26 protein-coding genes are annotated in these 24,189 nt (G+C 59.9%); 11 read left to right on the plus strand and 15 right to left on the minus strand.

Annotated features, from left to right (window positions below):
* Positions 1-76 precede the first annotated feature (76 nt).
* Complete coding sequence (locus D4754_RS22705) at positions 77-457, minus strand: hypothetical protein (RefSeq protein WP_121068371.1); 381 nt, start codon at positions 455-457, stop codon at positions 77-79.
* A 703-nt stretch (positions 458-1,160) separates the two neighbouring features.
* Between D4754_RS22705 and D4754_RS22710 the strand changes: the two genes are divergently transcribed.
* The 6 genes from D4754_RS22710 to D4754_RS22745 all read left to right on the plus strand — a co-directional run bounded on the left by D4754_RS22710 (position 1,161) and on the right by D4754_RS22745 (position 10,193).
* Positions 1,161-1,565, plus strand: a complete 405-nt coding sequence (locus D4754_RS22710) for a helix-turn-helix domain-containing protein (protein ID WP_121068373.1) — start codon at positions 1,161-1,163, stop codon at positions 1,563-1,565.
* Positions 1,566-1,794: 229 nt separating this feature from the next.
* Positions 1,795-3,381: a type I restriction-modification system subunit M gene (locus D4754_RS22720; protein WP_240453988.1), complete on the plus strand. Its 1,587-nt coding sequence runs from the start codon at positions 1,795-1,797 to the stop codon at positions 3,379-3,381.
* Entirely contained in the window at positions 3,378-4,736 is a 1,359-nt protein-coding gene (locus tag D4754_RS22725) for a restriction endonuclease subunit S (protein WP_121068379.1), read from the plus strand. Before D4754_RS22720 ends, D4754_RS22725 begins: the two co-directional genes overlap by 4 nt.
* A complete protein-coding gene (locus D4754_RS24175) occupies positions 4,733-5,773 on the plus strand; it encodes a pentapeptide repeat-containing protein (protein WP_163026035.1) in 1,041 nt (346 codons plus the stop codon). The genes D4754_RS22725 and D4754_RS24175 overlap by 4 nt, the downstream gene beginning before the upstream one ends.
* Complete coding sequence (locus D4754_RS22740; RefSeq protein ID WP_205589696.1) at positions 5,770-7,059, plus strand: FRG domain-containing protein; 1,290 nt, start codon at positions 5,770-5,772, stop codon at positions 7,057-7,059. Before D4754_RS24175 ends, D4754_RS22740 begins: the two co-directional genes overlap by 4 nt.
* The gene (locus D4754_RS22745; RefSeq protein ID WP_121068386.1) at positions 7,056-10,193 is read left to right on the plus strand and encodes a type I restriction endonuclease subunit R; all 3,138 of its coding nucleotides are present in this window, start codon (positions 7,056-7,058) and stop codon (positions 10,191-10,193) included. The genes D4754_RS22740 and D4754_RS22745 overlap by 4 nt, the downstream gene beginning before the upstream one ends.
* Positions 10,194-10,329: 136 nt before the next feature.
* On the opposite strand, the gene D4754_RS22750 is transcribed toward D4754_RS22745, so the two are convergent.
* From D4754_RS22750 to D4754_RS24500, 6 genes are all read right to left on the minus strand, one after another.
* Positions 10,330-10,617, minus strand: a complete 288-nt coding sequence (locus D4754_RS22750; protein ID WP_121068388.1) for a HigA family addiction module antitoxin — start codon at positions 10,615-10,617, stop codon at positions 10,330-10,332.
* An 11-nt stretch (positions 10,618-10,628) separates the two neighbouring features.
* The gene (locus D4754_RS22755) at positions 10,629-10,910 is read right to left on the minus strand and encodes a type II toxin-antitoxin system RelE/ParE family toxin (protein ID WP_121068390.1); all 282 of its coding nucleotides are present in this window, start codon (positions 10,908-10,910) and stop codon (positions 10,629-10,631) included.
* 31 nt (positions 10,911-10,941) lie between these two features.
* The gene (locus D4754_RS24180) at positions 10,942-11,397 is read right to left on the minus strand and encodes a DUF6634 family protein (RefSeq protein WP_205589697.1); all 456 of its coding nucleotides are present in this window, start codon (positions 11,395-11,397) and stop codon (positions 10,942-10,944) included.
* Positions 11,354-11,830, minus strand: coding sequence for a hypothetical protein (locus D4754_RS24185; RefSeq protein ID WP_163026037.1), 477 nt, complete (start codon positions 11,828-11,830; stop codon positions 11,354-11,356). Before D4754_RS24185 ends, D4754_RS24180 begins: the two co-directional genes overlap by 44 nt.
* 103 nt (positions 11,831-11,933) lie before the next feature.
* Positions 11,934-12,158, minus strand: a complete 225-nt coding sequence (locus D4754_RS24495; RefSeq protein ID WP_240453989.1) for a hypothetical protein — start codon at positions 12,156-12,158, stop codon at positions 11,934-11,936.
* Positions 12,159-12,161: 3 nt separating this feature from the next.
* Positions 12,162-12,728 (minus strand): hypothetical protein, encoded by a 567-nt coding sequence (locus tag D4754_RS24500; protein WP_240453990.1) that lies wholly within the window; start codon positions 12,726-12,728, stop codon positions 12,162-12,164.
* Here D4754_RS24500 and D4754_RS24505 point away from each other — a divergent pair.
* A complete protein-coding gene (locus D4754_RS24505; RefSeq protein ID WP_240453991.1) occupies positions 12,721-13,446 on the plus strand; it encodes a hypothetical protein in 726 nt (241 codons plus the stop codon). The genes D4754_RS24500 and D4754_RS24505 overlap by 8 nt on opposite strands.
* Before the next feature lie 29 nt (positions 13,447-13,475).
* Here D4754_RS24505 and D4754_RS22770 read toward each other — a convergent pair whose 3' ends face one another.
* From D4754_RS22770 to D4754_RS22780, 3 genes are all read right to left on the minus strand, one after another.
* Complete coding sequence (locus D4754_RS22770; RefSeq protein WP_163026038.1) at positions 13,476-13,805, minus strand: plasmid mobilization protein; 330 nt, start codon at positions 13,803-13,805, stop codon at positions 13,476-13,478.
* Between the two features lie 131 nt (positions 13,806-13,936).
* Positions 13,937-14,755 carry a helix-turn-helix domain-containing protein gene (locus tag D4754_RS22775; protein WP_121068398.1) on the minus strand — a complete coding sequence of 273 codons (819 nt, stop codon included), beginning with the start codon at positions 14,753-14,755 and terminating at the stop codon, positions 13,937-13,939.
* Positions 14,756-15,045: 290 nt separating this feature from the next.
* Positions 15,046-15,891 (minus strand): sugar phosphate isomerase/epimerase family protein, encoded by an 846-nt coding sequence (locus D4754_RS22780; RefSeq protein ID WP_121068401.1) that lies wholly within the window; start codon positions 15,889-15,891, stop codon positions 15,046-15,048.
* Between the two features lie 229 nt (positions 15,892-16,120).
* Between D4754_RS22780 and D4754_RS22785 the strand changes: the two genes are divergently transcribed.
* From D4754_RS22785 to D4754_RS22800, 4 genes are read left to right on the plus strand one after another with little or no spacing between them, the layout of a single operon-like run.
* Entirely contained in the window at positions 16,121-17,008 is an 888-nt protein-coding gene (locus tag D4754_RS22785; protein WP_121068403.1) for a sugar phosphate isomerase/epimerase family protein, read from the plus strand.
* 48 nt (positions 17,009-17,056) lie between these two features.
* On the plus strand, positions 17,057-18,223 hold the full coding sequence (locus D4754_RS22790; protein WP_121068405.1) for a mandelate racemase/muconate lactonizing enzyme family protein: 1,167 nt from the start codon (positions 17,057-17,059) through the stop codon (positions 18,221-18,223).
* A gap of 21 nt (positions 18,224-18,244) precedes the next feature.
* On the plus strand, positions 18,245-18,940 hold the full coding sequence (locus tag D4754_RS22795) for a FadR/GntR family transcriptional regulator (RefSeq protein WP_121068407.1): 696 nt from the start codon (positions 18,245-18,247) through the stop codon (positions 18,938-18,940).
* Positions 18,940-19,923, plus strand: coding sequence for an NAD(P)-dependent oxidoreductase (locus D4754_RS22800; protein WP_121068409.1), 984 nt, complete (start codon positions 18,940-18,942; stop codon positions 19,921-19,923). Before D4754_RS22795 ends, D4754_RS22800 begins: the two co-directional genes overlap by 1 nt.
* On the opposite strand, the gene D4754_RS22805 is transcribed toward D4754_RS22800, so the two are convergent.
* From D4754_RS22805 to D4754_RS22825, 5 genes are read right to left on the minus strand one after another with little or no spacing between them, the layout of a single operon-like run.
* Positions 19,920-20,984, minus strand: coding sequence for an ABC transporter ATP-binding protein (locus tag D4754_RS22805; protein ID WP_121068411.1), 1,065 nt, complete (start codon positions 20,982-20,984; stop codon positions 19,920-19,922). The two genes, D4754_RS22800 and D4754_RS22805, sit on opposite strands and share 4 nt — an antisense overlap.
* Positions 20,984-22,072, minus strand: coding sequence for an ABC transporter ATP-binding protein (locus D4754_RS22810; RefSeq protein ID WP_121068413.1), 1,089 nt, complete (start codon positions 22,070-22,072; stop codon positions 20,984-20,986). Before D4754_RS22810 ends, D4754_RS22805 begins: the two co-directional genes overlap by 1 nt.
* Complete coding sequence (locus tag D4754_RS22815; RefSeq protein ID WP_121068415.1) at positions 22,072-22,284, minus strand: hypothetical protein; 213 nt, start codon at positions 22,282-22,284, stop codon at positions 22,072-22,074. The genes D4754_RS22810 and D4754_RS22815 overlap by 1 nt, the downstream gene beginning before the upstream one ends.
* Complete coding sequence (locus tag D4754_RS22820) at positions 22,281-23,243, minus strand: carbohydrate ABC transporter permease (RefSeq protein ID WP_121068416.1); 963 nt, start codon at positions 23,241-23,243, stop codon at positions 22,281-22,283. Before D4754_RS22820 ends, D4754_RS22815 begins: the two co-directional genes overlap by 4 nt.
* A gap of 1 nt (position 23,244) precedes the next feature.
* Positions 23,245-24,147 (minus strand): carbohydrate ABC transporter permease, encoded by a 903-nt coding sequence (locus D4754_RS22825; RefSeq protein ID WP_205589698.1) that lies wholly within the window; start codon positions 24,145-24,147, stop codon positions 23,245-23,247.
* Positions 24,148-24,189 lie beyond the last annotated feature (42 nt).

Consider the following 24,189-nt stretch of genomic DNA (forward strand, 5'->3'; position numbering starts at 1 on the left):
AATTCCACAGAATACATCTCCCGACCCTCAGCTTCCGCCTCGGGTGTCAGAATGGCGGAATTTTACTCCGCGACGGTCAGGTAATCCCACCGTTTCCGTGGCCCAGTTTGCCTCCGAGATTCACAGCAGGCTCTTCGAACATGGCAATGGGGTCTTCACCGAACTCGACCTGAAACTTTTTGATCCAGAGTTCGACATCCTCCCGAGAGCGAGCTTTGGGTGGCATCGCGTCGCTACTTAGAAAATCGGTTACCAAGCCGTCGATCAGATTGGCGCTAGTCTTTTGCGGCACGGTGCAAGCCGCGAATGCTTGAAAAAACTCAGGCGACACCGGGTGTGGGATGGCATCCTCCCAGAACTTAGGGCCGCTACGCCATGCATAGAAGTGGTACTTTACTCTGCACTTGAGTTTCCGACGGACCCTGTGGACTCCTTTGGGAAGGCTACGTTTTACCAAGGCGGGCTCTCCTTTCCGCAACCAAATTTCGAGAGTTAGAGCTCGCAGTGCTGGATATCTGATCCATACCTTGAGCCTGATCCAGCCTCGACCGCACCAACTTTGGGTCGTACCACCCTCGCCGACCAGGTACTGGTGCTATGCGAAGATGACGGCAGAAGTCATAGAAAGACGTCGAGGCCGTATCGTAGCCAAGATGCTCTGCCAATTGCTGAGTGGAAATCAGCTGGATATCTCGCAGCATAATTTACCCTCCTAGAGCGCCATCTTAGTTGCATCTTTAATCGAGATAGGCTTGCTGGCGCAGGCTTCACTCGAGGGAGAGTTGCCCCGCATATGCAACGGGCTTCGCATTATCAGACGGTGAAGGGACTGATCAGCCACGCTCATGATCGGTCCTCACGCTCGTGCAAAGCTACTGGGACAATCATCTTCCGCTCAATAAATTCGTCGAGGGCTCCATCAGGCACGAAGAACCGATTATTTAAGCGAAGATGGCGTAGCTCATTTGATGCAATGAGGCTGCGGATCGTCTTTTCTGGCCATCCAGACGTAGTGGCGAGCTCACGTGGAGTCTGAAATCCTTGCAAAACGCTCTCCATTTTCTTGGCGAACTAGGAACGATCAGCTACGGTTGGGAATGAAGCGGCACGATTGTGACTCGTTCGCGAATCTAGGTAACATTTGATACCATAGGGTAACAATGAGCAGTCTGCAAGAGCGTTTATCCGCAATCAGAAAAGCGACTGGGCTATCCCAGGCAGCTTTCGGAGCCGAATTCGGCCTCTCTGATCGTGCTTACAAGAACTATGAGCTCGGGATTCGCGAACTTCCGTTGGCCGTCGCTCTTGGCATCGCTGACAAGTACGACGTGAGCATCTCTTGGCTCCTGACTGGCGAAGGAGCCAGAACCGGCCCTGAGATGCGCGATGCGCTCAAGGCAGCAGTGATAGCTGTGCGCGAGCACTTCATCGAAGAGGGGCAGACCCCGAGCCCAGACTATGAATCAGACGTCGTACAGTACGTCTTTGACGAAATACTGCGCGAGGGAGGGCTCAACCCTGCCCGCATGGATGCGTATTTCAAGACATTGAGGAAGGATTCGTGATGCAGAACATAATCTTAGCGGAGGCACGCAAGGTTCTCGCCCAAGCTCGGGCTCAATCCAGTGGACGGCGTCTGGATCAGGCCCGCAATCGGTGCTTTCAGCTCGCTACCGCAGCCTGTGCAGTTGCCGGACTTGGGTGGATAGGTTTTGGCATCTTCTTCCTCAATGAAGGCCCTCAACTGGCAGCGGCTGCCTTCGCGGCCATTATCATACTGAGCATTGTCGTCGCATGGACGTCAGCCGCCTGCATGTCCTTCACATCAAAGCCGAAAATCGAGACAGTCCGATGAGCCTTCAAACCACCGACTTGGGCTTTGAAGCCGACCTTTTCAAAGCGGCGGACCGACTTCGCGGCAACCTAGAACCCTCAGAGTACAAGCACGTCGTGCTTGGCCTGGTCTTCCTCAAGTACATCTCTGAAGCCTTTGAAACCTATCATGCTCAGCTAGCCGCCGATGAATACGCGGATGCGGAAGACGCTGAAGAGTATCTTGCAGAGAATATCTTTTGGGTACCTCCAGAAGCTCGTTGGACGCACCTTCGAGACAAGGCGCGTGATCCGAATATCGGCAAGTTGATCGATGACGCCATGGAGGCCATCGAGAAAGTACCAGCCAACGATAAGCTCAAGGGTGTTCTCCCCAAGAACTATGCCCGTCCCACGTTGAACAAAGAAATGCTGGGCGATCTGATCGACCTGTTCTCCAAGATCGATATGCGCGGGAATGCTTCTGAAGCCCGCGACCTCCTTGGCCGAGTCTACGAGTACTTCCTCTCTGGCTTCGCCTCTTCAGAAGGTAAGCGCGGCGGCGAATTCTTCACGCCGCGTTCCGTCGTGCGCACGCTGGTGTCCATGTTGGAGCCGAAGAAAGGCCGCGTCTATGACCCCTGCTGCGGATCGGGCGGTATGTTCATCCAGTCCGAGAACTTCATCGAGGATCACGGCGGCCGCCGCGATGACATCTCGGTATATGGACAGGAAATCAACCATACGACTTGGCGTCTGGCGATGATGAACCTAGCCGTGCAGGGCATCGACGCCGAGATCAAGTGGAACAACGAAGGCTCGTTTATCCGAGACGAGCTGCCCGACGTGCGCGCCGACTACATCTTGGCCAACCCGCCTTTCAACATCTCGGACTGGGGCGGCGAACGTCTGACCGAGGATGTGCGCTGGAAGTTCGGTACGCCCCCCAAGGGGAACGCCAACTACGCGTGGCTACAGCATATACTGCACCATCTGGCTCCGCGCGGTACAGCGGGGGTGGTGCTGGCTAATGGCTCCATGTCGTCCCAGCAATCGGGCGAGGGTGACATCCGTGAGGCGATGATCGAAGCAGACAAGGTCGACTGCATGGTGGCCCTGCCTGGGCAGCTATTCTATTCAACTCAAATCCCTGCCTGCCTCTGGATTTTGGCAAACGATAAATCCGCCAATGGACACCGTGATCGGCAAGGTGAGGTGCTGTTCATCGACGCACGTCAGATGGGGCACATGGTCGACCGTGTTCGTCGCGACTTCGACGATAGAGAGATCGCCAAGATCGCCGATACCTACCACCGTTGGCGAGCAAAGACGCCGGAGCTGTCCTACAAGGACGAGCCCGGTTTCTGCGCCAGTGCTAAACTGGAGTTGATCCGCAAGCATGACTACGTCCTGACGCCCGGCCGCTACGTTGGCGCGGCGGATGAAGAGGATGACGGCGTGCCATTCGCGGAGAAGTTTGAGTCTCTCAGAAACCAACTTCATGAGCAGCTCCTTGAGCAATCAAGGATCAGCGACAAAATCCGGCACAAGCTTTGGAGTGAGTTATGAAGGGTTTCTGTGAGGAAACGCTTGGGAGCATCGCCAACCCTTCACGTGGCGGCTTGGTTGATGGCCCTTTCGGATCGAATTTGCCTGCTTCAGAGTACGTTGAAGAGGGAGTACCCGTTTTGCGCGGCTCCAACCTGTCGATTGGGCCCTCATACCTCAAAGAAAACGAATTTGTTTTCGTTAGTCGCGAACTCACAGAAAAGCTCGCAAGAAGCATCTGTCGTCAAGGGGATATAATTTTTACCAAGAAGGGCACCTTGGGCCAAACTGGCTTTATCTCCGAGAGCTCAAAATTCAAAGAGTACCTTTTGTCGTCCAATCAGATGAAAATCTCTGTAGATTGTAGGAAGGCGATCCCAAAGTACGTGTATTACTACGTTTCATCTCCCTCCAGCATATCCAAGATCATCCGCGATGCTGAAGCGACAGGCGTTCCGAAAACAAACGTCGCCTATTTGAAGACTTTTCCGATTCTCTTGCCGAGTATCTCTGAACAACAGGCGATACTTGATATGATTGCCCCTCTCGACGACAAGATCGAACTGAACCGGCGGATGAATGAGACGTTGGAGGCGATGGCGCGGGCGGTCTTTCGGGATTGGTTTGTCGATTTCGGCCCCACCCGCCGCAAGGCCGCAGGCGAGACTGACCCCGCCGCCATCCTCGGAAGCCTCCTCCCCGACCCAACCCAAGCCACCCCCCTCGCCGCCCTCTTCCCCGACAGCTTTGGAGACAACGGCCTGCCGGAGGGGTGGGAAGAGCGCGAAGTCGGCGACCTGTGCCCCATTGTCGGCGGCGGAACCCCCAGCACCAAGGAACCCGCGTTCTGGGACGGAGGAACGCACAACTGGGCAACGCCAAAGGACCTGTCGAAGCTCTCGGGCCTGTTCTTGCGCGAATCCGAACGGCAGGTAACGGATGCGGGCCTCGCCAAGGTCAGTTCGGGCCTGTCCCCCGTTGGGAGCGTCCTGCTCTCGTCCCGCGCACCGATTGGCTATGTCGCCATCGCGGAAGAGCCTGTTGCGGTGAACCAGGGCTTTATCGTCATGCAGCCCACCCCGGCATTTCCAACGGAGTTTGCCTATTTCTGGACGCTGGAGAACCTCGACCTGATCAAGGCGAACGCCAACGGCTCGACCTTCCAAGAAATCAGCAAGAAGAACTTCCGCCCCCTGCGGGTCAACCACGCAGGCGCAGACTTGGTGGCAAAATTTGCTGAAGTCGCGGGGCCAATGATGGACCTGATCCGCAACAACGAACAAGAAAACCAAACCCTCGCCGCCACCCGAGACCTCCTCCTCCCCAAACTCATGTCCGGCGACCTCCGCCTGACCGGCACGGAGGGTGTGACGTGAAGAAGTATTGGGGCCAAGCCAAGCCAGTTGCTCAATACCATGCCAAAACATGGCTCAACTCAGGCTTTGAAAAGCTGGGCGTTGAAAAGCGCTTTGAAGTTACACCAAAGGAACGCCTCGCGGCCCGTGGAACATTGGGTTTCCCCAACCGGCAAATATTCATTTCCCGACAATGGTTTGATTGGGGCTTCCGCCAGACGCTGATTGGTTGGAGCCTTGGCTTGCTGGTTGTTTGTTATCTCGTCGTGCAAATCTTCGGTGTCGACGTTGGCGCAGAAAACCTCTGGACCGAGTTTTGGGGTCTGATCTTCGATATTCTTATCATCCTGGTGGGTTTCGGGCTTATCCAGAATTGGAAGCAACGGCGCGACGATATCGCAAGGCAAGAAGAGATCATCGAGGACCTGAAGCGGTGGGACAACGAAGAATCCATGCATCGCATCGTTGGGGCTATCCGTCGCCTAAACAACATGGGCAGGACTGAAGTTGATCTTACAGGTGCTTCAATCTCTGGCGCGAAATTCAAAGGATATGGCGTAAGCAGTTTACGTGGTTCGCGACTGTCTGGAGGGGGCTGGGCGGATGAAACTATCCGCAAGTCATCGTTCAAGGTCGTCGATTTTTCTCGACTCGACCTTAGAGACGTAACCTTCGGAGTCGATGCTTGGGGAATTGGGCTCGCGGTGTCCGGCCATTACCAAGATTGCAATTTCTGGGAAGCCGATTTGCGAGGCAGTAACTTTGATGCCACCGAACTAAACTGGAACAATCCACCGCCCGACACTCTCGATGAAGAAATCGACCGCGAGCCGGATGGGCGTCCGATTATGGCCCGCACGCACGCTGATAGCTTCAATGACACGGACCTCGCTGGCGCATCTTTCAAAAGGTGCCAATTTCACTGGGCCGATTTCCGAGAGGCATTCAATGTCGAGCACGCGGATTTTTCCGGGTCTAAAGGCCTCGAAACATGCGCATTCGATACCGAAGAGTTGAAAGCCAAGGTCATCGCTCAAGCCAAGGGAGATGCGGTTTGAGTGAAACGAAGTTGACCCAGGACGAACTGCGCGAAAGACTCGACTCACTCCCTATCTGGCCCGAGTTTCGCGAAGGCGATCCCGACGTTGATGGGCTGATCCCGACCTGCCGGGTCGAGAGTTGGGAAAAATTCATCGAGGCAATGCGCGATCCGCAACACAACCGCGCAGCCAGTGAGTGGGTCTATCGCGGACAACGCGGGGGCGACTGGCCCTTGGCCTCGACTCTCGGGCGCAAGTTCGACGGTGGCAGCATCCCCGCCGACAAGCGCCAGCAGCTCTTATCGCAATTCGAGCTTGCCATGCGCGGGCGTGGCTATGACCTGAGCGCCTTCAACGGAGATGATTCCGAGATCGAGAAATGGGCCATCGGCCAGCACCATGGGTTATTGACCCCCTTGCTGGACTGGACGCGCTCGCCCTTCATTGCCCTGTTCTTCGCTTTCAACAGTCCGGATGATCCGGAAAAGAACCCCTCTCGCGCCGTCTATTGCGTAAACATGTCGGCGCTGCGGAACGCGCTTGGTGAACAGACCCTGTTCCGCGATCCGATGGGGCACAATAACAGCCGCTTGGTGAACCAGGCGGGTCTCTTCACAATGATCCCAGATGACGACGACAATTTCGCCAGCTACGTCATCAATACACTCCAAGAAGAGGGGGTTGTAAGTGCGGAACCCGTTACCCAGACGGCGACCGTCGAAAGTTCTGGCTCTGAGGTTCCTGAGGTCGAATACACGGTCACGGACAACCTTTCAGACCAGCTGAAGCAGTATATCCAGAAGATTCACATTCCAAACTCCGGTAGGATGGACTGCCTCGCAACTCTGAGGAAGATGAACATTCACAACGGAACTCTTTTCCCAGATGCCCAAGGCGCTTCACTGTACTGCAATGATTGGCTTGAACGTATCTTGCGGGAGGAACAGGACGAACGCGCAAGAGCAGCCGAGCGAGGTGCCCGTATGACCTCAACAGCGGCTGCTAAAGAGGCGATCGCAGCCGCGCCTGATGCATTGGCAGCAGTTAAGGCAATCTTGGGTCAGTCACTTGGAGAGGAATTTTCGCAGCAAGAGAAGGATGATTTTGCCGAACGCTTGTACGAGCGCTTCCAGCAAGATCAGTCGTTTGACTGGCACCTGTCTGACAGCAAGACCGCCAAGGTTAAGACCGGGCAACGACGGCTGGCCGCTGCATTTGGCTTCTCAGACACACTTCGCGAACAAGTAACGGATCAACTGGTCGAATTTTACAAAGCGGCGGCGAGTGGAGTTTCAGACGCATGATCAACGAAGACCTAGTTGAACAAGCCGCGCTGGCCATTCTGCAGAATAGCGGAATTCCGTACCTAGGCGCCGATGTGATCTCGCCCGACGGTACAGAGCCTGAACGGGCGTCCTATGGCGAGGTTTTGTTGAGAGGGCGGCTGGAAGCGACTGTAGCCCAGCTCAACGCCCATATCCCTGAAGATGCACGTAGCGACGCTCTGAGGCAGATTTCCGGGTCTACCTCGCAAAGCCTGATCGAAGAGAACAGGCGGATTCAAGGGTTGCTAGTCAATGGCGTGGATGTTGAGTTTAAGTCTGATGACGGGACGATCCGCGGTGACAAGGTCTGGCTTGTCGATTTCGAGGATCCGCAGGCCAACGACTGGTTGGTGACCAACCAGTTCACCGTGATTGAGGGGAAGCATAAGCGCCGCCCTGACTTGGTTGTGTTCCTAAACGGCTTACCGGTGGCGGTGATCGAGCTGAAGAACGCTGCAAGCGAGGCTGCTACGATCGAAGATGCCTTTGCCCAGCTTCAAACCTACAAGCAGCAGATCCCATCTCTATTTCGAACAAACGCCGTTTTAGTCAGTTCAGATGGTTTGCTGGCGCGGATCGGCTCACTGACGGCCAATGAAGAGCGGTTCATGCCATGGCGTTCTGTAACGGGTGCTGCGGAGGACTTTACCCCTGAGGGCCCGCAGGAGATGGAGACGCTGCTGAAGGGCGTATTCGACAAAGGCCGCTTCCTGGAGCTGCTACGGGATTTTACCGTATTTGGTGACACAGGCGATGGCCCGTTCAAGATTATCGCCGGCTACCACCAGTTTTTCGGCGCACGAAAGGCCTTGGTGAACGCAATCGAGGCTTCAAAGCCTGAGGGTGATCGTCGCATCGGTGTAATCTGGCACACTCAAGGCTCCGGGAAATCGCTCCTTATGGCCTTTTTTGCGGGCTTGCTGGTTCGAAGCCCCGAGCTTCAGAACCCTACCCTGATTGTACTTACGGACCGAAACGACCTCGACGACCAACTGTTCCAAACGTTCTCGACCACCAAGGACCTGATCCGGCAAACCCCAGAACATGCTGAGAGCCGGGACGAGCTACGCGAGCTTCTAGAGCGCCAATCCGGCGGGGTAATATTCACGACTATGCAGAAATTCGCTCCCGAGAAGGGGGAGGAGCGCTTTCCTACATTGACTGACCGCCGCAACGTCATCGTGATCGCCGATGAAGCGCACAGAAGCCAATATGGGCTGAATGCCAAAGTGAGCGCCAAGACTGGCGAACGAAAGTACGGGTATGCTCATTACGTCCGGCAGGCACTCCCGAACGCCTCATTTGTTGGCTTTACCGGCACTCCAATTGAGACTGCCGATGTAAACACACCTGCAGTTTTCGGCGGCTATGTTGATATTTACGACATCACGAGAGCGGTCGAGGACAAAGCCACGGTTCCCATCTACTATGAAAGTCGCTTGGCTCGCATCGAGTTGGACGAAGACGAAAAGCCCAAGATTGATGAAGAAATCGCCGCCATCCTGGAAGACGATACCCTATCGGAGCAGGAAAAGGCTAAAGCCAAGTGGAGCACGGTTGAAGCGCTCGTCGGCGCAGATAAGCGTCTGAAGCAGGTCGCCGCGGACTTGGTCGAGCACTTGGAGGCTCGGACCGCTGCTTTAGGCGGCAAAGCCATGGCTGTTTGTATGAGCCGCCGTATCTGCGTTTCACTGTACAATGAAATCGTCAAACTGCGTCCGGAATGGCACTCGGACGCTGACGAAGCTGGAGCCGTAAAAGTTGTTATGACCGGCTCAGCGTCCGATCCTCTGGAATGGCAGGAGCACATCGGCAACAAGAAGCGCCGAGACGACTTGGCCAAACGCGCGCGTACGCCGGATGATCCGTTGAAGCTTGTGATCGTGAGAGACATGTGGCTGACGGGCTTCGACGCGCCGAGTATGCACACGATGTATGTCGACAAGCCTATGCGCGGGCACGGTCTGATGCAGGCCATTGCACGCGTAAATCGAGTTTTCAAAGACAAGCCAGGCGGTCTGGTGGTCGACTACATCGGCATCGCCCAGAACCTGAAAAATGCGCTGTCGCAGTACTCTGATGCGGATCGAGAGCGAACCGGAATTGACGAAGAGCAGGCCGTTGCCTTGCTCGCCGAGAAGCTCGATGTAGTGCGTAGCATGTTCAACGGCCACGACTACAGCCTGGGGCTCAGCGGCACCGCACAAGCCCGATTGAAGGCTCTGGGCGATGCCGTTGACTGGATCGTTGGGCAGCAGACCAACAAAGCTCAAGCCGCGTCAACAGAAACTGAAAAGAAGAAGCAGCTATCACGCTTTCAGGATGCCAGTCTTGAAATGTCACGTGCTTTTGCGCTGGCATCTTCCAGCGACCTGGCAAAGTCTGTGAAGGACGAAGTTGGTTTTTTGCAAGCTGTTCGCGCTGCGATAACGAAGACATCAGCGAAAGGCAAACTGTCCTCGCGGGCAAAAAACTTTGCCATCGAGCAACTTGTTAATAAGGCTGTCGCTGACGCCGAGATCGTCGATATTTTGAAGGCGTCCGGTATCAAGACACCAGATATTTCCATTCTGTCCGATGACTTCTTGCTGGAAGTTCAATCTATGGAGCGAAAAAACCTCGCTCTGGAAGCGCTTAAGAAATTGCTCAATGGGGAAATCAAGAGCCGAACTAAGCGCAACGTTGTTGAAAGCCGGGCTTTTAGCCAGCGACTTCAGGAAGCCGTCGCTCGTTACCATGCCAATGCCATCTCGACGGTCGAGATGATTCAAGCTCTTATTGATATCGCTAAAGACGTCAAGGCTTCGGCCATGCGTGGTGAAGCTGAAGGGATGTCAGATGACGAGCTGGCCTTCTATGATGCCTTGGCGCAGAATGACACCGCAGTGGAAGCAATGGGGAATGAGCAACTACGCATCATCGCTCATGAGTTGCTGGATCAAGTTCGCCGCAACGCCACGGTCGATTGGCATAAGAAGGAAAGTGCACGGGCCAAGATGCGGATTCTTGTGCGACGCATCCTTCGAAAATACGGCTATCCTCCCGACCTATCGAAAGAGGCTGTTCAAATCGTCCTAGAGCAGGCCGAAGCGTTGCTGCACGAGATCACATGACGTAGAACCTTGCCGCCCTTGGCGGCAGCCGCCTTTCCGTCCCCTGCCTTGTGGGGGCGATGTCCTCCAAGGCGGCGGGCATCAGGCCCGGCCCGCTCGCATCACGACGGGCCGTAGGGACGGGACTGATGCCCGCTCAGGCCACCAATGGTTCGATGTCGGATACATCGATCTGCTGGATGGCGGCGTGCATGTCGAAATTGGTCTGCATGTTCATCCAGTAGTCCGGGGTCGTGTTGAATACGCGGGCAAGGCGCAGCGCCGTGTCCGGCGTCATGCTCGTCGCACCCTTAACCAGCCGTTCGATACGGGTCCGCGGAACGCCGAGGCGACGGGCCAGTCCGATCGCGCCGATATCAAGCGGATCAAGGTAAAGCTCTTTCAGGACTTCGCCGGGGTGCATCGGATCGTGAAGCAAGCTCATGACATCTCCTTTCAGTGGTAATCGACCATCTCGACTTCGGCTGGTCCTTTCGGAGTCCAGACGAAGCAGATGCGCCATTGGCCGTTGATCCGCACCGAGTGCTGCCCGGCACGATCTCCCTTCAGTTCCTCGAGGTTGTTGCCAGGAGGAAAGCGCAGGTCTTCCACCGCAACAGCCGCGTCCAGCGCCGTGAGCATTGCCCTCGTGCGCTTCACGAGATCAGCGGGAAACCCTTTGCCGTACTTGCCTTGCAAGGCGTTCATGGCAAGTTTGCCCTTCGCGCTCTGGATCATGACAGGTATGTATCACGACGTGATGCATGTGTCAAGGTGTGATACATTTGCGCTGCGCCCCTTCGCGCCAGATATTTCGATTTGTCTCCAGACGGGCCGCCGTCGCAGCCAGTGCTCGACCGACAGCGCCCTCGGGTCCTGGGATGTCTCCAACCGCTTCGCACACAGCACCAAGCCGATACCAGCGGCTGAAAGATCGCAGCCAACCTTTTGAAGTGCCGAAATCATAATGGAAACCGATTACTGGCGAGGTCGTGACCCATGGATCAGAAATCGTTGGATGGCCGCTCAGGTCGCCTTCAGCGCGGATTGCGTCACTCTCGCGCTTGATAAAGAACCAGCTCTGCAGGAGCGGAGCATCTTCCAGGTCGGAAATTTGCGGCCCAGCTTCTGCGGCTTCGATCGCAAGGAGCAATGCCTTTGGGGGAACCTGACCAATCATATCAATCTGTATCTCCCTTGCCGTAGAGCCTTTCAATTTCGGCAAAGAAAGCTTCTTCGTCGAGTTCGAACTCCATGCGTTTCATGGGGCACAGATCATAGGCCAGCACCTTCATGATCACCATGTTGATCGAGAGGGCGTCCTCGTAGGAGCGTACCGACGGAAGCTCCACATGAAGGTCGTAAGTTCCGTCGTCTCGTGCTGCGATGCGGATCGATCCCTCTTGGGCCTCGCTATCGAGCACCACCGATCCGTCCCTTTTCAGAGCTTTGCAGCGTGTGACGGTACGGCAATGTTCAAGGACCGGCGGCAATGAGTCCAGAAGCAACTCCAGCGCATCGGCTTTTCCGGGCGGATTGAGGTAGTGCGCACGGGTGTTCTCGATGAGGAGAAAAGTGCTGCCAAAAATCTCTCGGATCGCGTTCTGTGTACTCCGTGCCTCTTGAGCACGTTTCGATGACTTGGTTGACCTGACCATGAAGTGGCCTCCTTGCTGATTTTAGGTGACTAAGGCCCATCTTGAGGCGAGTTACTCGGGCTGGGAGCGGGCCGCCTTGGTGGGGTGAGGTCCTGATCGACCTTCACCTCCTGAGCCGGAACCCGCGCGGCTGTTTTGCCTCCGGCTCCGGCTTTGGTTCCGTGGCCTGCAAAGACTGCTCCAAGCCGTTCAAGGACTCGTGCAACTCCTTCTGCAAGCGCGCGAGCGATCTCTCTTGCTCGATCAATTTCGTCATGCAGTCTTCCACGCCTTTGCCGAGCTCTTCGACGCAGGACAGCAACTCGTGCTCCAAGTTCGTCAGGGTCATCCTCTACTCCTCTTGATGAAGACAGATGCGTCCAGCCCCGGTCCCCAGCGGACAGCGTGTCGGCACGAGGCCGGGCGGCAGGGCGATCAGTTCTCCAAGGCCGCCCACGCCCCGGATCGCCCTGCTGCCTTGAAGCGCCTCGGGCGGTTGCGCCAGGCGCGGGGTCGGCGTGGGCTGATTGCTGGCGATCATCAACGTCACCGCCAGGAATGACCCGCTGAGCGTCAGCGCGGCCATCACTCCGCCTACCAGCGCCACCCGCGCCAGCGTGTGCCGGGTCAGCAGCCTGTTGAGCCGCAGGCTGCGCGCTTGGAGCGCTTCGATCCTCTCCTCGATCACGTTCAGGGTATCGGTTGTCTCGCGGTTCAGGCAGGCCAGCCGCTTGCGGGTCTGGTTCTCGAACTCGGCCGTATCGCTCGTGATTGTAGAGAAGGCGCTTCTGGCGCTCTTCGTCCACGCGCCGCTCAAGTTCTTCAACTGAGATTCCAGCGAGTCGAGCTGAGAGGCCAGCAGGCTGTCCATGTTCGCTTGGATGCGCGGGTTGAGTTTGCTCTGCGGTCCAGTGTTCATCGAAGATCGCTCCTTTCAGACGCCAGCGCTCGCCGCTGTCTGGGTCCAGTACGGTGAGGTAGGCCTTGCCCTTGCGGGGAAGTTTGAAACCGATCTCGGTCAGCGCCGAAATCATCGACCGCCGGTCCCAGATCGCGCCGATCGCTATCTGACCCTCGATCCAGGCGTTCAGCTGCTCGCGTGTGGCGGCGCGGGCCGGTTCCTCGGGCAGGGCCTGCGTCTGTCGGGCGCGCGCCGGATCGAGCGGATCAGCCCAGCCGTGCCGCCGGTTCTCCAGATCCACGAAGGCGCTGAAGGCGCTCTCGTGGCCGGGCGGCGCGATGTTCAGACTCTTGCGGGTCGACAGCTCCATCCGGGGCATCAGGAAGTGCAGCTCGACACGCCCGGCGTGGGTATGGCGCACCCAGAGCATGTCGAACTGGTCGGCCTCCAGCCCGGCACAGGCGAACTCCTCGAACCGCTGGATGACCGCGCGCTGCTCCTCTTCGGTCGGCGCGTCCTCGGCGGCAAAGCTGATGACGCCGCTCTTGTAGCGCCACTGGTGCGGCATGGCATCGATGAGCGCCTGCATTCGCGCGGGATGGCCTTCGATGACCTCGGGCAGCGTGGCACGCCGATCCCAGACCTGCTGCCCGCGTGCGTCCCGGATCGCGTTGCGGTGCTCGTCGTAGGCCTTCACCGTCTTGGCGATCAGGTAGGCGACGGCAGGGGCAGCTGATCCCTGCCCATGGGGGAAGAACTTCACCATCATGCGCGCCAGTCCTCACGGAGGCCGTCCAGCTCCCGCTCGATGGCGACCAGAGAGGCGGAGAGGGCCAACAGGTCGATCCGGTCCAGCGTGCCGAGCTTACGAGACGCGTTGAGCGCACGGGCGACCTGGTTGAGGTTGGCCCCGATGCGCGACAGGGCGACCAGCAGGTCCGGGTCGGCCTCGGGGACCACCTTCCGATGGCCGGAGCGCACCAAGGGCAACCGCTCGCGGAGCAGCTCTGCCAGCGGACGCCGGGCGCGTCGGGCTTCCACCTCGAGGCGCGCTTTCTCCGAAGCAGAGCAGCGGAACGCGATGGTCTCGGTCAACGGCTCGGCGTATTTGGGTGTCCTAGCCTTGGCGGGGTTCGAAGGGGCGGCAGGCCCCTCGCATGGTCCCGTGTGCAACACGGGTGACCTTGCTGTCTTTTGATCCAAGCGGACTCGATGCCGTGGACCTGTCATATCCCAGCTCCCGCGCAGGCCTCAATGCGGCGAGGCGAAAACTCTTCATAGCCCGGGCTGGCGAAGGTCAGATGGGATCGGCCTTCTCTGCGGATCAAGTCACGCAGGGATTGGACTTGCTCCCGCCATCGAGCGCTACCTTCCGGCGCGGGCGTCCGGCCTGGGAGCCAGAAACCTCGGTGACGCCCGTGATCGGATATCGGGAGACACCGCTCCAACGTAGCCAAGCCCTCTCGCGACAGGCGGTCATCCCAATCGCGCGCAAAGCATATGTCGCGAGGAACGAACGTCAGGCCACCCGTTGCGGCGTCTGCCTTGCCGGATTGCCCCCTCTCAGGCAAATCCGGCGTGGCAGAACGCTGCGGTTCATTTCTAAATTCTTGTTCTTTGTTCGGGGGACATTTCTGTCCCGCTGTGACGGACAGGTCTGTCCCCCTATCAGGACAGGAATGTCCCCCTTTGCCCTGCTTTAGAGGGACAACTTTGTCCCCCTCACGACGTCGCTCGGCGGCTCGACGCATGACCGCTTCTGTGGGGCGATAGCGAGAAGACGAACCCTTGTTGGTTCCCCTTTGGACGATCAGGTACCCGGCAGCTTCAAGAGCGTTGATGGCACGCTTCACGCTTTTGGCGCATTTGCCAATTGCGCTGCCGATCGTGGCGAATGTCGGGAAAGACTCGCCTGTGTCATGATCGGCATGTGAAACGGCCAGATAGAGCGCCACCCTCAGCGCGGCATCGCTGAGATCGTGGTCCAAAACAAGCTCCTGGAGGTATTGCAGCTTGATCGTACAGAAGCGCGGCAACTCAGACATGGCGACCTCCCGAGATTGCTCTGAGAGGGAAGCTCTGGTAGGGTGCTACAAAGAAGACTTTCCAAGTGCCGTTGAGGTGGGTGGCCGCCCCCTCAACGGTTTTTCTTTGTCCTGTCTTGATCCGCGAACGGTTTACAGACGCCTCGTAACCCATTGATATCAGGGCGTGAACAAACGGGGTCCGTTTACGGAAAAATCCTTTATTTTCAATGATTCCGGACGGATTGCAAATCCGTGTACACCGGTTCGATTCCGGTACTCGCCTCCAAAATCACCCCAGTCAGTAACGACTAGTCGCCCAGCCCGGCGCGAATGTGGGCGTAGCCTTCGCGGTAGACCGCCTCCGGGCTTTCGGCGAAGTCGCGCCAGACTTTCGTGGCAGCCGCCAGATCCGGCAGACCGCGGCCGAAGGCCTCGATCGTAAGCCAGTCGTCATAACCGATCTCGCGGATCGCGGCGAAGGTCTCGGCCCAGGGGATGTGGCCCCGCCCCGGCACGCCCCGGTCGTTTTCCGAGATGTGGATGTGGACGACATCGTCCGCATGCTGCGTCAGCGCGGCTATCGGTTCGGTCTCTTCTATATTGGCGTGGAAGGTGTCGTACATCGCGCGGATGTTCGGATGATCGACCTGCGCCAGCAGTGCCGACAGATCCGCCATCGTGTTCACAAGGTAGCACTCGAAGCGGTTCAGCGCTTCCAGCCCGACCATGACACCGGTCTTGGCCGCATGCTCCGCGATCCGCCGCTGGCTTTCGACGGCGCGCTTCATCTCGTCATCCGTGGGCCCCGTGCCCGAGAACTGGCCCAGCACAGAATGCAGTGGTCCCGACACCGTATTGGCGCCCAGCGCGGCGGTGCAATCGAGCACCCACTTCATCCGCTCGACACCGGCATCGCGGACCAAGCGGTCAGGCGAGATCAGGTCATGCGCGGGGTCGCCCAACGCCGACACGGCGGTCCGCTCCAGCCCCAGCCGGTCGAGCATCTGCCCCAGTTGGACGTAATCTTCCGGCACCCCGTCGAAGATCGGAATCTCGACACCGTCGAAGCCCGTCTCGCGTATGTCCGCCAGAAGCGCCTCGTGCTCTGGCCCGACCTGTGTCGTCCAGAGAAACATGCACATCCCGATCTTCATTCGCCGCTCTCCTCATGGCTTTTCTGGTAATACCAAATCATCCTCGTGCACTCCAATGAAAAACTGAGCACTGCGCCGCGCAAATGCCTACAGGACAGAAAACTGCACAGATAATTGCGAGTTTATCCCTCAAACCGCCTCTTGACCGACTCTCCCCAAATCCGCAATCTGGTCTAACCAGAATATGGTGCCGGGGTGTGCAGCCCGCGCATCGAGAGGGAGGACCAGTATGCACCTTTCAACCCACAACTGGATGCGCGCGGAGCCGTTGGAAACGACCGTCCGGCGGATCAAACAATATGGCTACGAGTCGATCGAGATCTCGGGCGAACCCGACCAGTACAACACGATCGAAACCCGCGCCCTGCTGAAGGAGACCGGCATGCGCTGCTGGGGGGCCGTGACGCTGACACTGGGCGACCGCAACCTAGCCGCCAAAGACGAAGGCCAGCGGGCGCGGTCGGTGGAGTACGTCAAGTCCGTCATCACCATGGTGTCGGAACTGGAAGGCGAGATCGTCACCCTTGTGCCCGCCACCGTCGGCAAGGTCGTCCCCGACGGCACGCTCGAAGAGGAATGGGGCTGGGTCGTCGAGGCGACGAAGGAATGCTTTGCACACGCGCAATCGCGCGGTGTGAAGATCGCGGTCGAGCCGTTGAACCGGTTCGAGACGTACCTCTTCAACCGTTGCGCGCAGGCGCTGGCGCTGGCCGGTGCGGTCAGCCCCGACTGCGGCGTGTGCCTCGATGCCTTCCACCTCAACATCGAAGAGGCCGACATCTACGACGCGATCCGGCTGGCCGGTGACCGGCTGTTCGATTTCCACGTGGCTGACAACAACCGCTTTGCCGCGGGTCTTGGGCACCTCGACTGGCCCAGGATCGTCAGCACGCTGAAGGAAATCGGGTACGACGGGGCGCTCACGAACGAATTCGTGGCGCCCGTGGACCGGACACCGGCCGCGATGTACCCCGACATGGTTGAAACCGATCCGGTGGATATCTCTCCGGAGCAGCTGAAGTTCATCCAGGATCACGGCTCATCGCTGCTGACGGAAAAGTTCTACGCCGACCAGATGCGCATCACTGCCGAAACCCTTCTGCCGCTGATGAAGTGAAACCGCGCGGGCGGCCCCGTGCCGCCCGCCGCCATAAGGACGCGACAGATGCGGATAAAGTCGGTTGAGGCGCGGTGGGTCCAGATCCCGCTGAAGAAGGAGCAGCAACATGTCAGCGATTTCGGACGGCTGAAGACCTTCGACGCCGCAATCCTGCGGATCGAAACGGAAGACGGCCATGTCGGCTGGGGTGAAGGCAAGAACGCGGCGGGCAGTGCGGGGAACTACGGCAGCCTTGTCCATCTGCTGAACGCCGAGTTCGGGCCGCGCCTGATCGGGCAGGACGCCAGTGCGATCACGCCCATCTGGGAGATGCTGTACAACGGCGTCCGTCATGAAAGTGCTGCCGCGCGTGGCCATGTCATGCCGGAACTCGCGCGCCGCGGGCTGACCGTGGCCGCGATCAGCGCCATCGACATCGCGCTGTGGGATCTGCGCGGCAAGGCGCTGGGGGAACCCGTCTGGTCTCTTCTGGGCGGCAGGACGGCCGACCGGCTGCCGGCCTATGCCTCGGGCGGCTGGGCCGATGCGTCCGGGATCGGCGATCAACTGAAATCCTATGTCGACGCCGGGGATTTCGGCGCGGTCAAGATGCGGGTCGGATCGATGGATGGCGCGCCGCATGTCTCGGCCGAACGGGTGCGGGCCGCGCGCGAAGCTCTTGGCCCGGGCATCGACCTGATGGTCGATGCGCACGGCACCTACACCGTGGCCGACGCGAAGCGTTTTGCCGCAATGGTCGCCGATTGCGATCTTGCGTGGTTCGAGGAGCCGGTAACGGCCGACGACCGGGCCGGGCTGATCGAATTCCGGGCCGCGACCCATATCCCCGTGGCCATCGGCGAAAGCGAGGCAACGCGTTTCGACTTTGCCGATCTCGCCGCCCGCCGCGCGGTTGACATCCTCCAGCCCGATCCGGCCTTCTGCGGCGGCATCACCGAAGCCATGCGGATCGGGACCATCGCGTCGTCCTTCAACCTGCGACTGGCGCCGCATCTGTGGGCCGGGGCGCCCGCGTTCTTTGCCGGATTGCATGTCATCGCGGCCTCGCCTGCCGGGTCGATCGTGGAATTCTCGCTGGGCGCCAACCCGATGATCCACGACCTTTCGCGCGCCCCGGTCAAGGTGACGGGCGGCACCGTCGCCGTGCCCGATGCGCCGGGGCTGGGACTGGAGATCGACGAGGATGTCGTTGCCCGATACACCAAGCGCTGACCTCATGGAACGGATCGGCTGATGCAGGAACACGAGCTTCTCCCCGCGTTTACGGCGCATGTGCTGAGCGCCGCGCGCGCCAATAACGGCAAGGCGCCGTCGGAACGCGATCTGGCCGAACATTTCTCGGTCAGCCGCGGGCAAGTGCGCGAGGCGCTGGCGATACTCGAATCGATGCAGGTGATCGAACGGCGGGCCAAATCGGGCATCTACCTTGCCGACGGGCACAATGGCATCGCCGCCATGGCCTTTTTCGCCCGCGCCGGATTGCCGCTGGAGAACCGGCAGATCTACGAGGCGGTCGAGGTCCGCAAGATCCACGAGATCAAGGCCGCCGAGATGGCCGCCGAACGCGCGACGGAGAAGAACTTTGCCGCGCTCCGCGATATCCTTGCGCGCTCCGAAGACCGGCTGGCGCAGGGCGAAGGGATCGACTCGCTGGACCAGGAATTCCACCTGGAGATCGTGCGCGCGACGCAGAACGGCGTGTTCCTGAGCATCTGCACCGCGTTCTACGAGGTCGGCGCAACGCGGCTGCAGGTGTATTTCCGCGATCCCGAACGGAATCGAAAATCCCACGACGAACACCGCCAGATCTACGAGGCGCTACTGGCGCGCGATGCCGCCCTGTCGTCGGCGCTCATGGTCTCGCATCTGCGGGGCGCGATGAGCTACTGGACGGAACTTCTGGAACCCGACGCCGACAGGCCCGCGTGATGGGGCTTTCGATCTTCTCCACGCACCCGTTGCACCCCGAAGTCACCCGGGCGCTGTCCGACATCGGCCCCTACCGCGTTGCCAGCGCGCCGGAGACGGGGGCCATCCTGTCGGAAAGTGAGGGCGCCAACGTGATCGTCGTGCGCGCGCCGATCGCGGAGGACGTGATCCAACAGCGGCCGGGCTTGCGGGCGCTGGTGCGGCACGGCGCGGGGCTCGACATGATCCCGATGGACGTGGCGACCGGGGCCGGTGTGCTGGTGGCGAACGTGCCGGGCGCGAACGCGGTGACGGTCGCCGAACATGTGATATGGTCGGCCCTTGCCTTGCTGCGACGGTTCCCGCAGGTGAACGCCGATCTGCGCACGCAAGGCTGGCCCGCGGGCCGCGCGCATTCCGACGGGGGCCGCGAGATTTCGGGCCGGACGCTGGGCATCGTCGGCATGGGCAATGTCGGGCAGACGCTGGCACAGATGGCGTCAGCCGGGTTCGGCATGCAGGTCCTGTGCCACACCCGCAGTCCCGGGCGGGTGCCTGCTGGTGTTACTTCTGTTTCACTCAATGAATTGCTTGAGACCGCCGACATCATCGCACTGTGCTGCCCGCTGACAGACGCGACTCGGGGACTGATCGACGCCGAGGCTCTGGCGCGGATGCGTCCCTGGGCCGTTCTGATCAACGTCGCGCGGGGGCCCGTCGTGGTGGAAGACGCGCTGATCGGGGCGCTGCGGTCCGGGCACCTAGGCGGCGCGGCTCTGGATGTCTTCGACGCCCAGCCGCTGCCCACCGATCATCCGTTGACGACGCTGCCCAACGTGGTCCTGACGCCGCACATGGCGGGGATCACCGAAGAGAGCATGTTGCGCATGGGCCAGGGCGTTGTCGCCGCGATCCGCAGCCTCGACGCGGGCGCCCTGCCCGATACGTTGGTGAATCCGGAGGCGCTGCCGCTTTATCGCGAACGGTTCGGCCTGCCCGGTTAGGCGAAGGCCAGGTTTCGCCCGGTGTTCCGGTCGAAGGTCAGTACCTTTTCCGGCTTCCAACCGAAGCGCACGATCTCGTCTCGTTTCACATGGGTCCCGGCGGGCACGGTGGCGTGGAGCCGCGTTTCGCCGAAGTCGAGCGACAGGATCTTGATGACGCCCTGATCCTCGATGTCGAAGACCCGCGCCTCGCCCGGGGCGCCCTGTTCCAGCACCATGGCTTCGGGGCGTACACCGAAAGTCAGCGGGCCTGCCCCGCCCGCCATGCCGATCGCGACCGGCAGGCTGATGCCGTTGAGGTTCGCCGCACTTCCCGACAGCGTGCCTTCGATCAGGTTCATCGGCGGGGAGCCGACCGAGCGCGCCACGAACGTGTTCGCGGGGCGTTCATAAATGTCCGACGGTGTGCCGACCTGCACCAGCCGCCCGCTGCGCAGAACGCCGATCTTGTCGCCCATAGACATCGCTTCAACCTGGTCATGGGTCACGAAGAGGAACGTCGCGCCCAGTTCGTGGTGCAGTGCCTTCAGCTCCACCCGCAGGGATTCGCGCAGCTTGGCATCCAGCGCTGACAGGGGTTCGTCCATCAGGAACACCCGCGGTTCGCGCACAATGGCCCGCCCGATGGACACACGCTGCATCTCGCCGCCCGACAGGCGTTCGACCTTCCGGTCCAGAAGATGCGTGATCTGCAGCGTATTGGCGGCACGTTCGACGCGCCGCGCAATTTCGTCCTCGCTCATCCGCCGGCCCTTGGGGCGCAGCGGGAATTCAAGATTTCCGCGTACGGTGAGACGGGGATAAAGCGAATATTGCTGCAGCACGAGCGCCACGTCGCGCTCTGCCGCCGTCCAGTCGCCGACATCGACACCGTCGATCAGAACGCTGCCTTCCTCGGGCTTTTCAAGCCCGGCGATCGACCGCAAGGCGGTTGTCTTGCCTGCCCCGGTCCGGCCCAGAAGCACGAAGAATTCGCCGTCTTCCACCGTCAGGGTCAGATCCTTCAGCGCGCGGGTACCGCCGAAGCGCTTGGTGACATTCTTGAATTCGACACGCGCCATCAGGCGGTCCTCCTCAGCGACTGACCTGTTTGGGCATCGAAGAAATGCGCCCGCGCGGGATCGAGCGTGACCCAGACCTTTTCACCGTCGCCCCGCGCAAAGCCGGAATCGCAGCGCGCGCGCAGGGTCTCATCGCCCACCCGCACGTCGACGATGTCATGACTGCCCAGCGGTTCCACGTTGGTCGTCTCGGTCTCGAACCCTTCGCCCGGTTCGCGGGACAGAAGCACGGCCTCGGGCCGGATACCCAGCTTGGCGGGGGAGCCGTTCAGGTGGGATACCGTCGCCGTCGGCACGCGGAACCCTTCCGACCGGCCGACCCGCAACAGCGCATCGGTGCCCGATCCTTCGACGGCCACGTCCGCGATGTTCATCACCGGCGATCCGACGAACTGTGCCACGAACAGGTTCGCCGGGTGCAGATACACCTCGTTCGGGGCGCCCACCTGTTGCAGCACGCCATCGTGCATCACCACGATCCGGTCGGCGAGCGACATCGCTTCGACCTGGTCATGGGTCACGTAGACCGAGGTGGAATTCCGCGCGATATGCAGCCGCTTGATTTCCGCCCGCATCTGTTCGCGCAGCTTGGCATCCAGCGCGCCGATGGGTTCGTCCATCAGCAGCGCCTGCGGCCGCCGCACCAGCGCGCGGCCGATGGCCACGCGCTGCATGTCGCCGCCCGACAGCGCCGAAGGCCGACGCGGCAGAAGCCGTTCGATACCAAGGAACTTGGCCACTTCCTTGACCTCGGCCACGCGGTCGGCCTTGCTGCTGCGCACGGCGCGCAGCGGGAAGGCGATGTTTTCCTCGACCGTCATGTGCGGGTAAAGCGAGAACGACTGGAACACGAAGGCGATATCGCGGTCGGCGGCCTTCAGGTCCTGCACCTCGCGCCCGTCGATGGTGATGGTGCCGGAAGACACCGTCTCCAGCCCCGCGATTGCGCGCAGCATCGTTGTCTTGCCGCAGCCAGACTGGCCCAGCATCACCACGAATTCCCCGTCCTCGATGGTCAGGCTCACGTTTTTCAGCACCTGGACGGAGCCGAAGAACTTCTCGATATTGTTCAGTTCGATCCGCGCCATCAGATCAACTCGTCCTCTTCTTCTTCCTCGGCTTCGGGCTCGGGCCCGATATGCGAGGTCACCATGAAGGCGATCAGCCCCACGATGGTGATGGTCACACCGTAGCGGTGCAGCGGTTCGATCCACGGCTGACACAGGGCGATCAGCCCGAAGATCATCAGCGACTGCGCCGCGGGTTCGTAATACTTCCGGTTCTTTTCTCGAAAGGTCATTTGCGGATCGCTCCGAAGGACATGCCTCTCAGCAGGTGGTTGCGCAGAAGGAAGGTGAAGATCGCGACCGGCAACAGGAACAGGAAGGCGCCCGCGGCGATCACGCTCCAGTCCGGCAGGCCGGAGCCGACCTGGCTGGGGATGTAGGGCGGGGCCGTCTGCGCGTTGCGGTTCGTCATCATCAGCGCGAAGGCATATTCGTTCCACGCGATGATGAAACAGAACACCGCCGTCGCCGCGATCCCGGTCAGCGCCTCGGGCAGGACGATCTTGATGAAGGCCTGCAGCCGCGTATAGCCGTCGACCAGCGCCGCTTCTTCGTATTCGCGGGGGATCTCGTCGATAAAGCCCTTCATGATCCAGACCGAGAAGGACAGGTTGAACGCCGTGTAAAGGATGATCAGCCCCAGATGCGTGTCATGCAGACCCACCGCCCGGTACATCAGGAACATCGGGATCGCGACAACGACGGGTGGCAGCATCCGCGTACTGAGTATGAAGAACAGCCAGTCGTTCTCTCCCTTCACCTTGAACCTTGAAAACCCGTAGGCAGTCAGCGTGCCCATCGACACGGCAAGGAAGGTCGAGATGATCGAGATGATCAGCGAGTTCTTGTAGCGGTCCCAGTAGCCCGACGGCGTGATCTCTCCGCTGCGGCGGTTGCGTACGACGCTTTCGCCATCGTCGTAGATCAGCTGCTCCCACCACGGGGCGGCGTCATAGGTTTCTTGGTCCACCGGTTCGCGCATCTGGCTGCGGCGGACGAAGAGCTTGGCAAAGGGCGTCAGCGTGGGTTCGAAGAACACCGTCGGCGGCGCCGTGGTGGCCAGGCTGCGGGGTTTGAACGCGGTCGAGGCGATCCAGTAGATCGGCGTCAGCATGACGATCAGCGCGACAAAGACGGCGGCAATCGCAGCCCGGTTCATCACGACTTCGCGGGTTGTCTTTACCTCTGCCATGTCAGCGCGCCTTTGCCCGGTTCAGGTATTTCACGTAGATATTGGTGATGGCCACGACCATGATCAGCACGATGTAGGCGAAGGCCGAGCTCATCCCCGTCTGCCATTCCAGAAACGCCATCTTGTAAAGCCGGATCGCGATCAGTTCGGTCGTGGGTTGCGACGACAGGATGTAGGCGTGATCGAAGGTCTTGAAGGCCTCCATCGTGCGGAAGATGATCGCGATCATCAGGATCGGCGCCACCAGCGGCAGCGTGATCCGGAAGAAGGTATAAAGGGAACTGGCCCGGTCGATCTCGGCCGCCTCGTAGAGGTGCTTGGGCACCGCCGACAGCCCGGCCAGCGACAGCAGCATCACGAAGGGCGACCACATCCAGATATCGACGATCGCCACGGCAAAAAGCGCCACCTGCGGATCGGCCAGCCATTCGAATTTACCCAGCCCCAGGAAGTAGTTGATGATCCCGAAGGATGGATCGTACAGCAGCTTCCAGAACAGGCCCACGACGGCCATCGACAGCATCATCGGCAGCAAGAGCAGCGTGGTGATCAGCCCCTTCATGGGGATCGCCCGGTTCAGCAGCATCGCAAGACCGAAGCCCACGACCACCTGTCCCGAGACCGAGATCAGCACGTATTTCGCGGTGATCGTGAAGTTGCGCCATATGAATTCGTCGCCCAGCAGATCGCGGTAGTTCGCAAGCCCGATCCAGTTCGCCGGCGCCGTTGTCGAGGCGCGGAAATCGGTGAACGACTGCCAGAGCGAATAGAGCAGTGGGAAGACGTTGAAGATAATAAGAAAGGCGATCGTCGGAATGATGAAGAGATTCCGGATCGTCATGTCGGAAAGCCCGCGCGCGACGGCGCGGGTATCCGGCTCGAGCCTGGTCATTACGTCAGCCACGTCTGTCGTCCTGCCTGTAAAGATGTCCGGGCGGAGGCGCGC

Origin of the sequence: Chachezhania antarctica (assembly GCF_003646465.1) — a bacterium.
Lineage (GTDB): Bacteria > Pseudomonadota > Alphaproteobacteria > Rhodobacterales > Rhodobacteraceae > Chachezhania > Chachezhania antarctica.

Coding starts and splice junctions, on each gene's coding strand:
- D4754_RS22710 (WP_121068373.1), top strand. CDS start 1,161: ATGAGCAGTCTGCAAGAGCGTTTATCCGCAATCAGAAAAGCGACTGGG.
- D4754_RS22720 (WP_240453988.1), top strand. CDS start 1,795: ATGGACGTCAGCCGCCTGCATGTCCTTCACATCAAAGCCGAAAATCGA.
- D4754_RS22725 (WP_121068379.1), top strand. CDS start 3,378: ATGAAGGGTTTCTGTGAGGAAACGCTTGGGAGCATCGCCAACCCTTCA.
- D4754_RS22745 (WP_121068386.1), top strand. CDS start 7,056: ATGATCAACGAAGACCTAGTTGAACAAGCCGCGCTGGCCATTCTGCAG.
- D4754_RS22750 (WP_121068388.1), bottom strand. CDS start 10,617: ATGAGCTTGCTTCACGATCCGATGCACCCCGGCGAAGTCCTGAAAGAG.
- D4754_RS22755 (WP_121068390.1), bottom strand. CDS start 10,910: ATGATCCAGAGCGCGAAGGGCAAACTTGCCATGAACGCCTTGCAAGGC.
- D4754_RS24185 (WP_163026037.1), bottom strand. CDS start 11,830: ATGGTCAGGTCAACCAAGTCATCGAAACGTGCTCAAGAGGCACGGAGT.
- D4754_RS24495 (WP_240453989.1), bottom strand. CDS start 12,158: ATGACCCTGACGAACTTGGAGCACGAGTTGCTGTCCTGCGTCGAAGAG.
- D4754_RS24500 (WP_240453990.1), bottom strand. CDS start 12,728: ATGAACACTGGACCGCAGAGCAAACTCAACCCGCGCATCCAAGCGAAC.
- D4754_RS22775 (WP_121068398.1), bottom strand. CDS start 14,755: ATGTCTGAGTTGCCGCGCTTCTGTACGATCAAGCTGCAATACCTCCAG.
- D4754_RS22780 (WP_121068401.1), bottom strand. CDS start 15,891: ATGAAGATCGGGATGTGCATGTTTCTCTGGACGACACAGGTCGGGCCA.
- D4754_RS22785 (WP_121068403.1), top strand. CDS start 16,121: ATGCACCTTTCAACCCACAACTGGATGCGCGCGGAGCCGTTGGAAACG.
- D4754_RS22790 (WP_121068405.1), top strand. CDS start 17,057: ATGCGGATAAAGTCGGTTGAGGCGCGGTGGGTCCAGATCCCGCTGAAG.
- D4754_RS22795 (WP_121068407.1), top strand. CDS start 18,245: ATGCAGGAACACGAGCTTCTCCCCGCGTTTACGGCGCATGTGCTGAGC.
- D4754_RS22800 (WP_121068409.1), top strand. CDS start 18,940: ATGGGGCTTTCGATCTTCTCCACGCACCCGTTGCACCCCGAAGTCACC.
- D4754_RS22805 (WP_121068411.1), bottom strand. CDS start 20,984: ATGGCGCGTGTCGAATTCAAGAATGTCACCAAGCGCTTCGGCGGTACC.
- D4754_RS22810 (WP_121068413.1), bottom strand. CDS start 22,072: ATGGCGCGGATCGAACTGAACAATATCGAGAAGTTCTTCGGCTCCGTC.
- D4754_RS22815 (WP_121068415.1), bottom strand. CDS start 22,284: ATGACCTTTCGAGAAAAGAACCGGAAGTATTACGAACCCGCGGCGCAG.
- D4754_RS22820 (WP_121068416.1), bottom strand. CDS start 23,243: ATGGCAGAGGTAAAGACAACCCGCGAAGTCGTGATGAACCGGGCTGCG.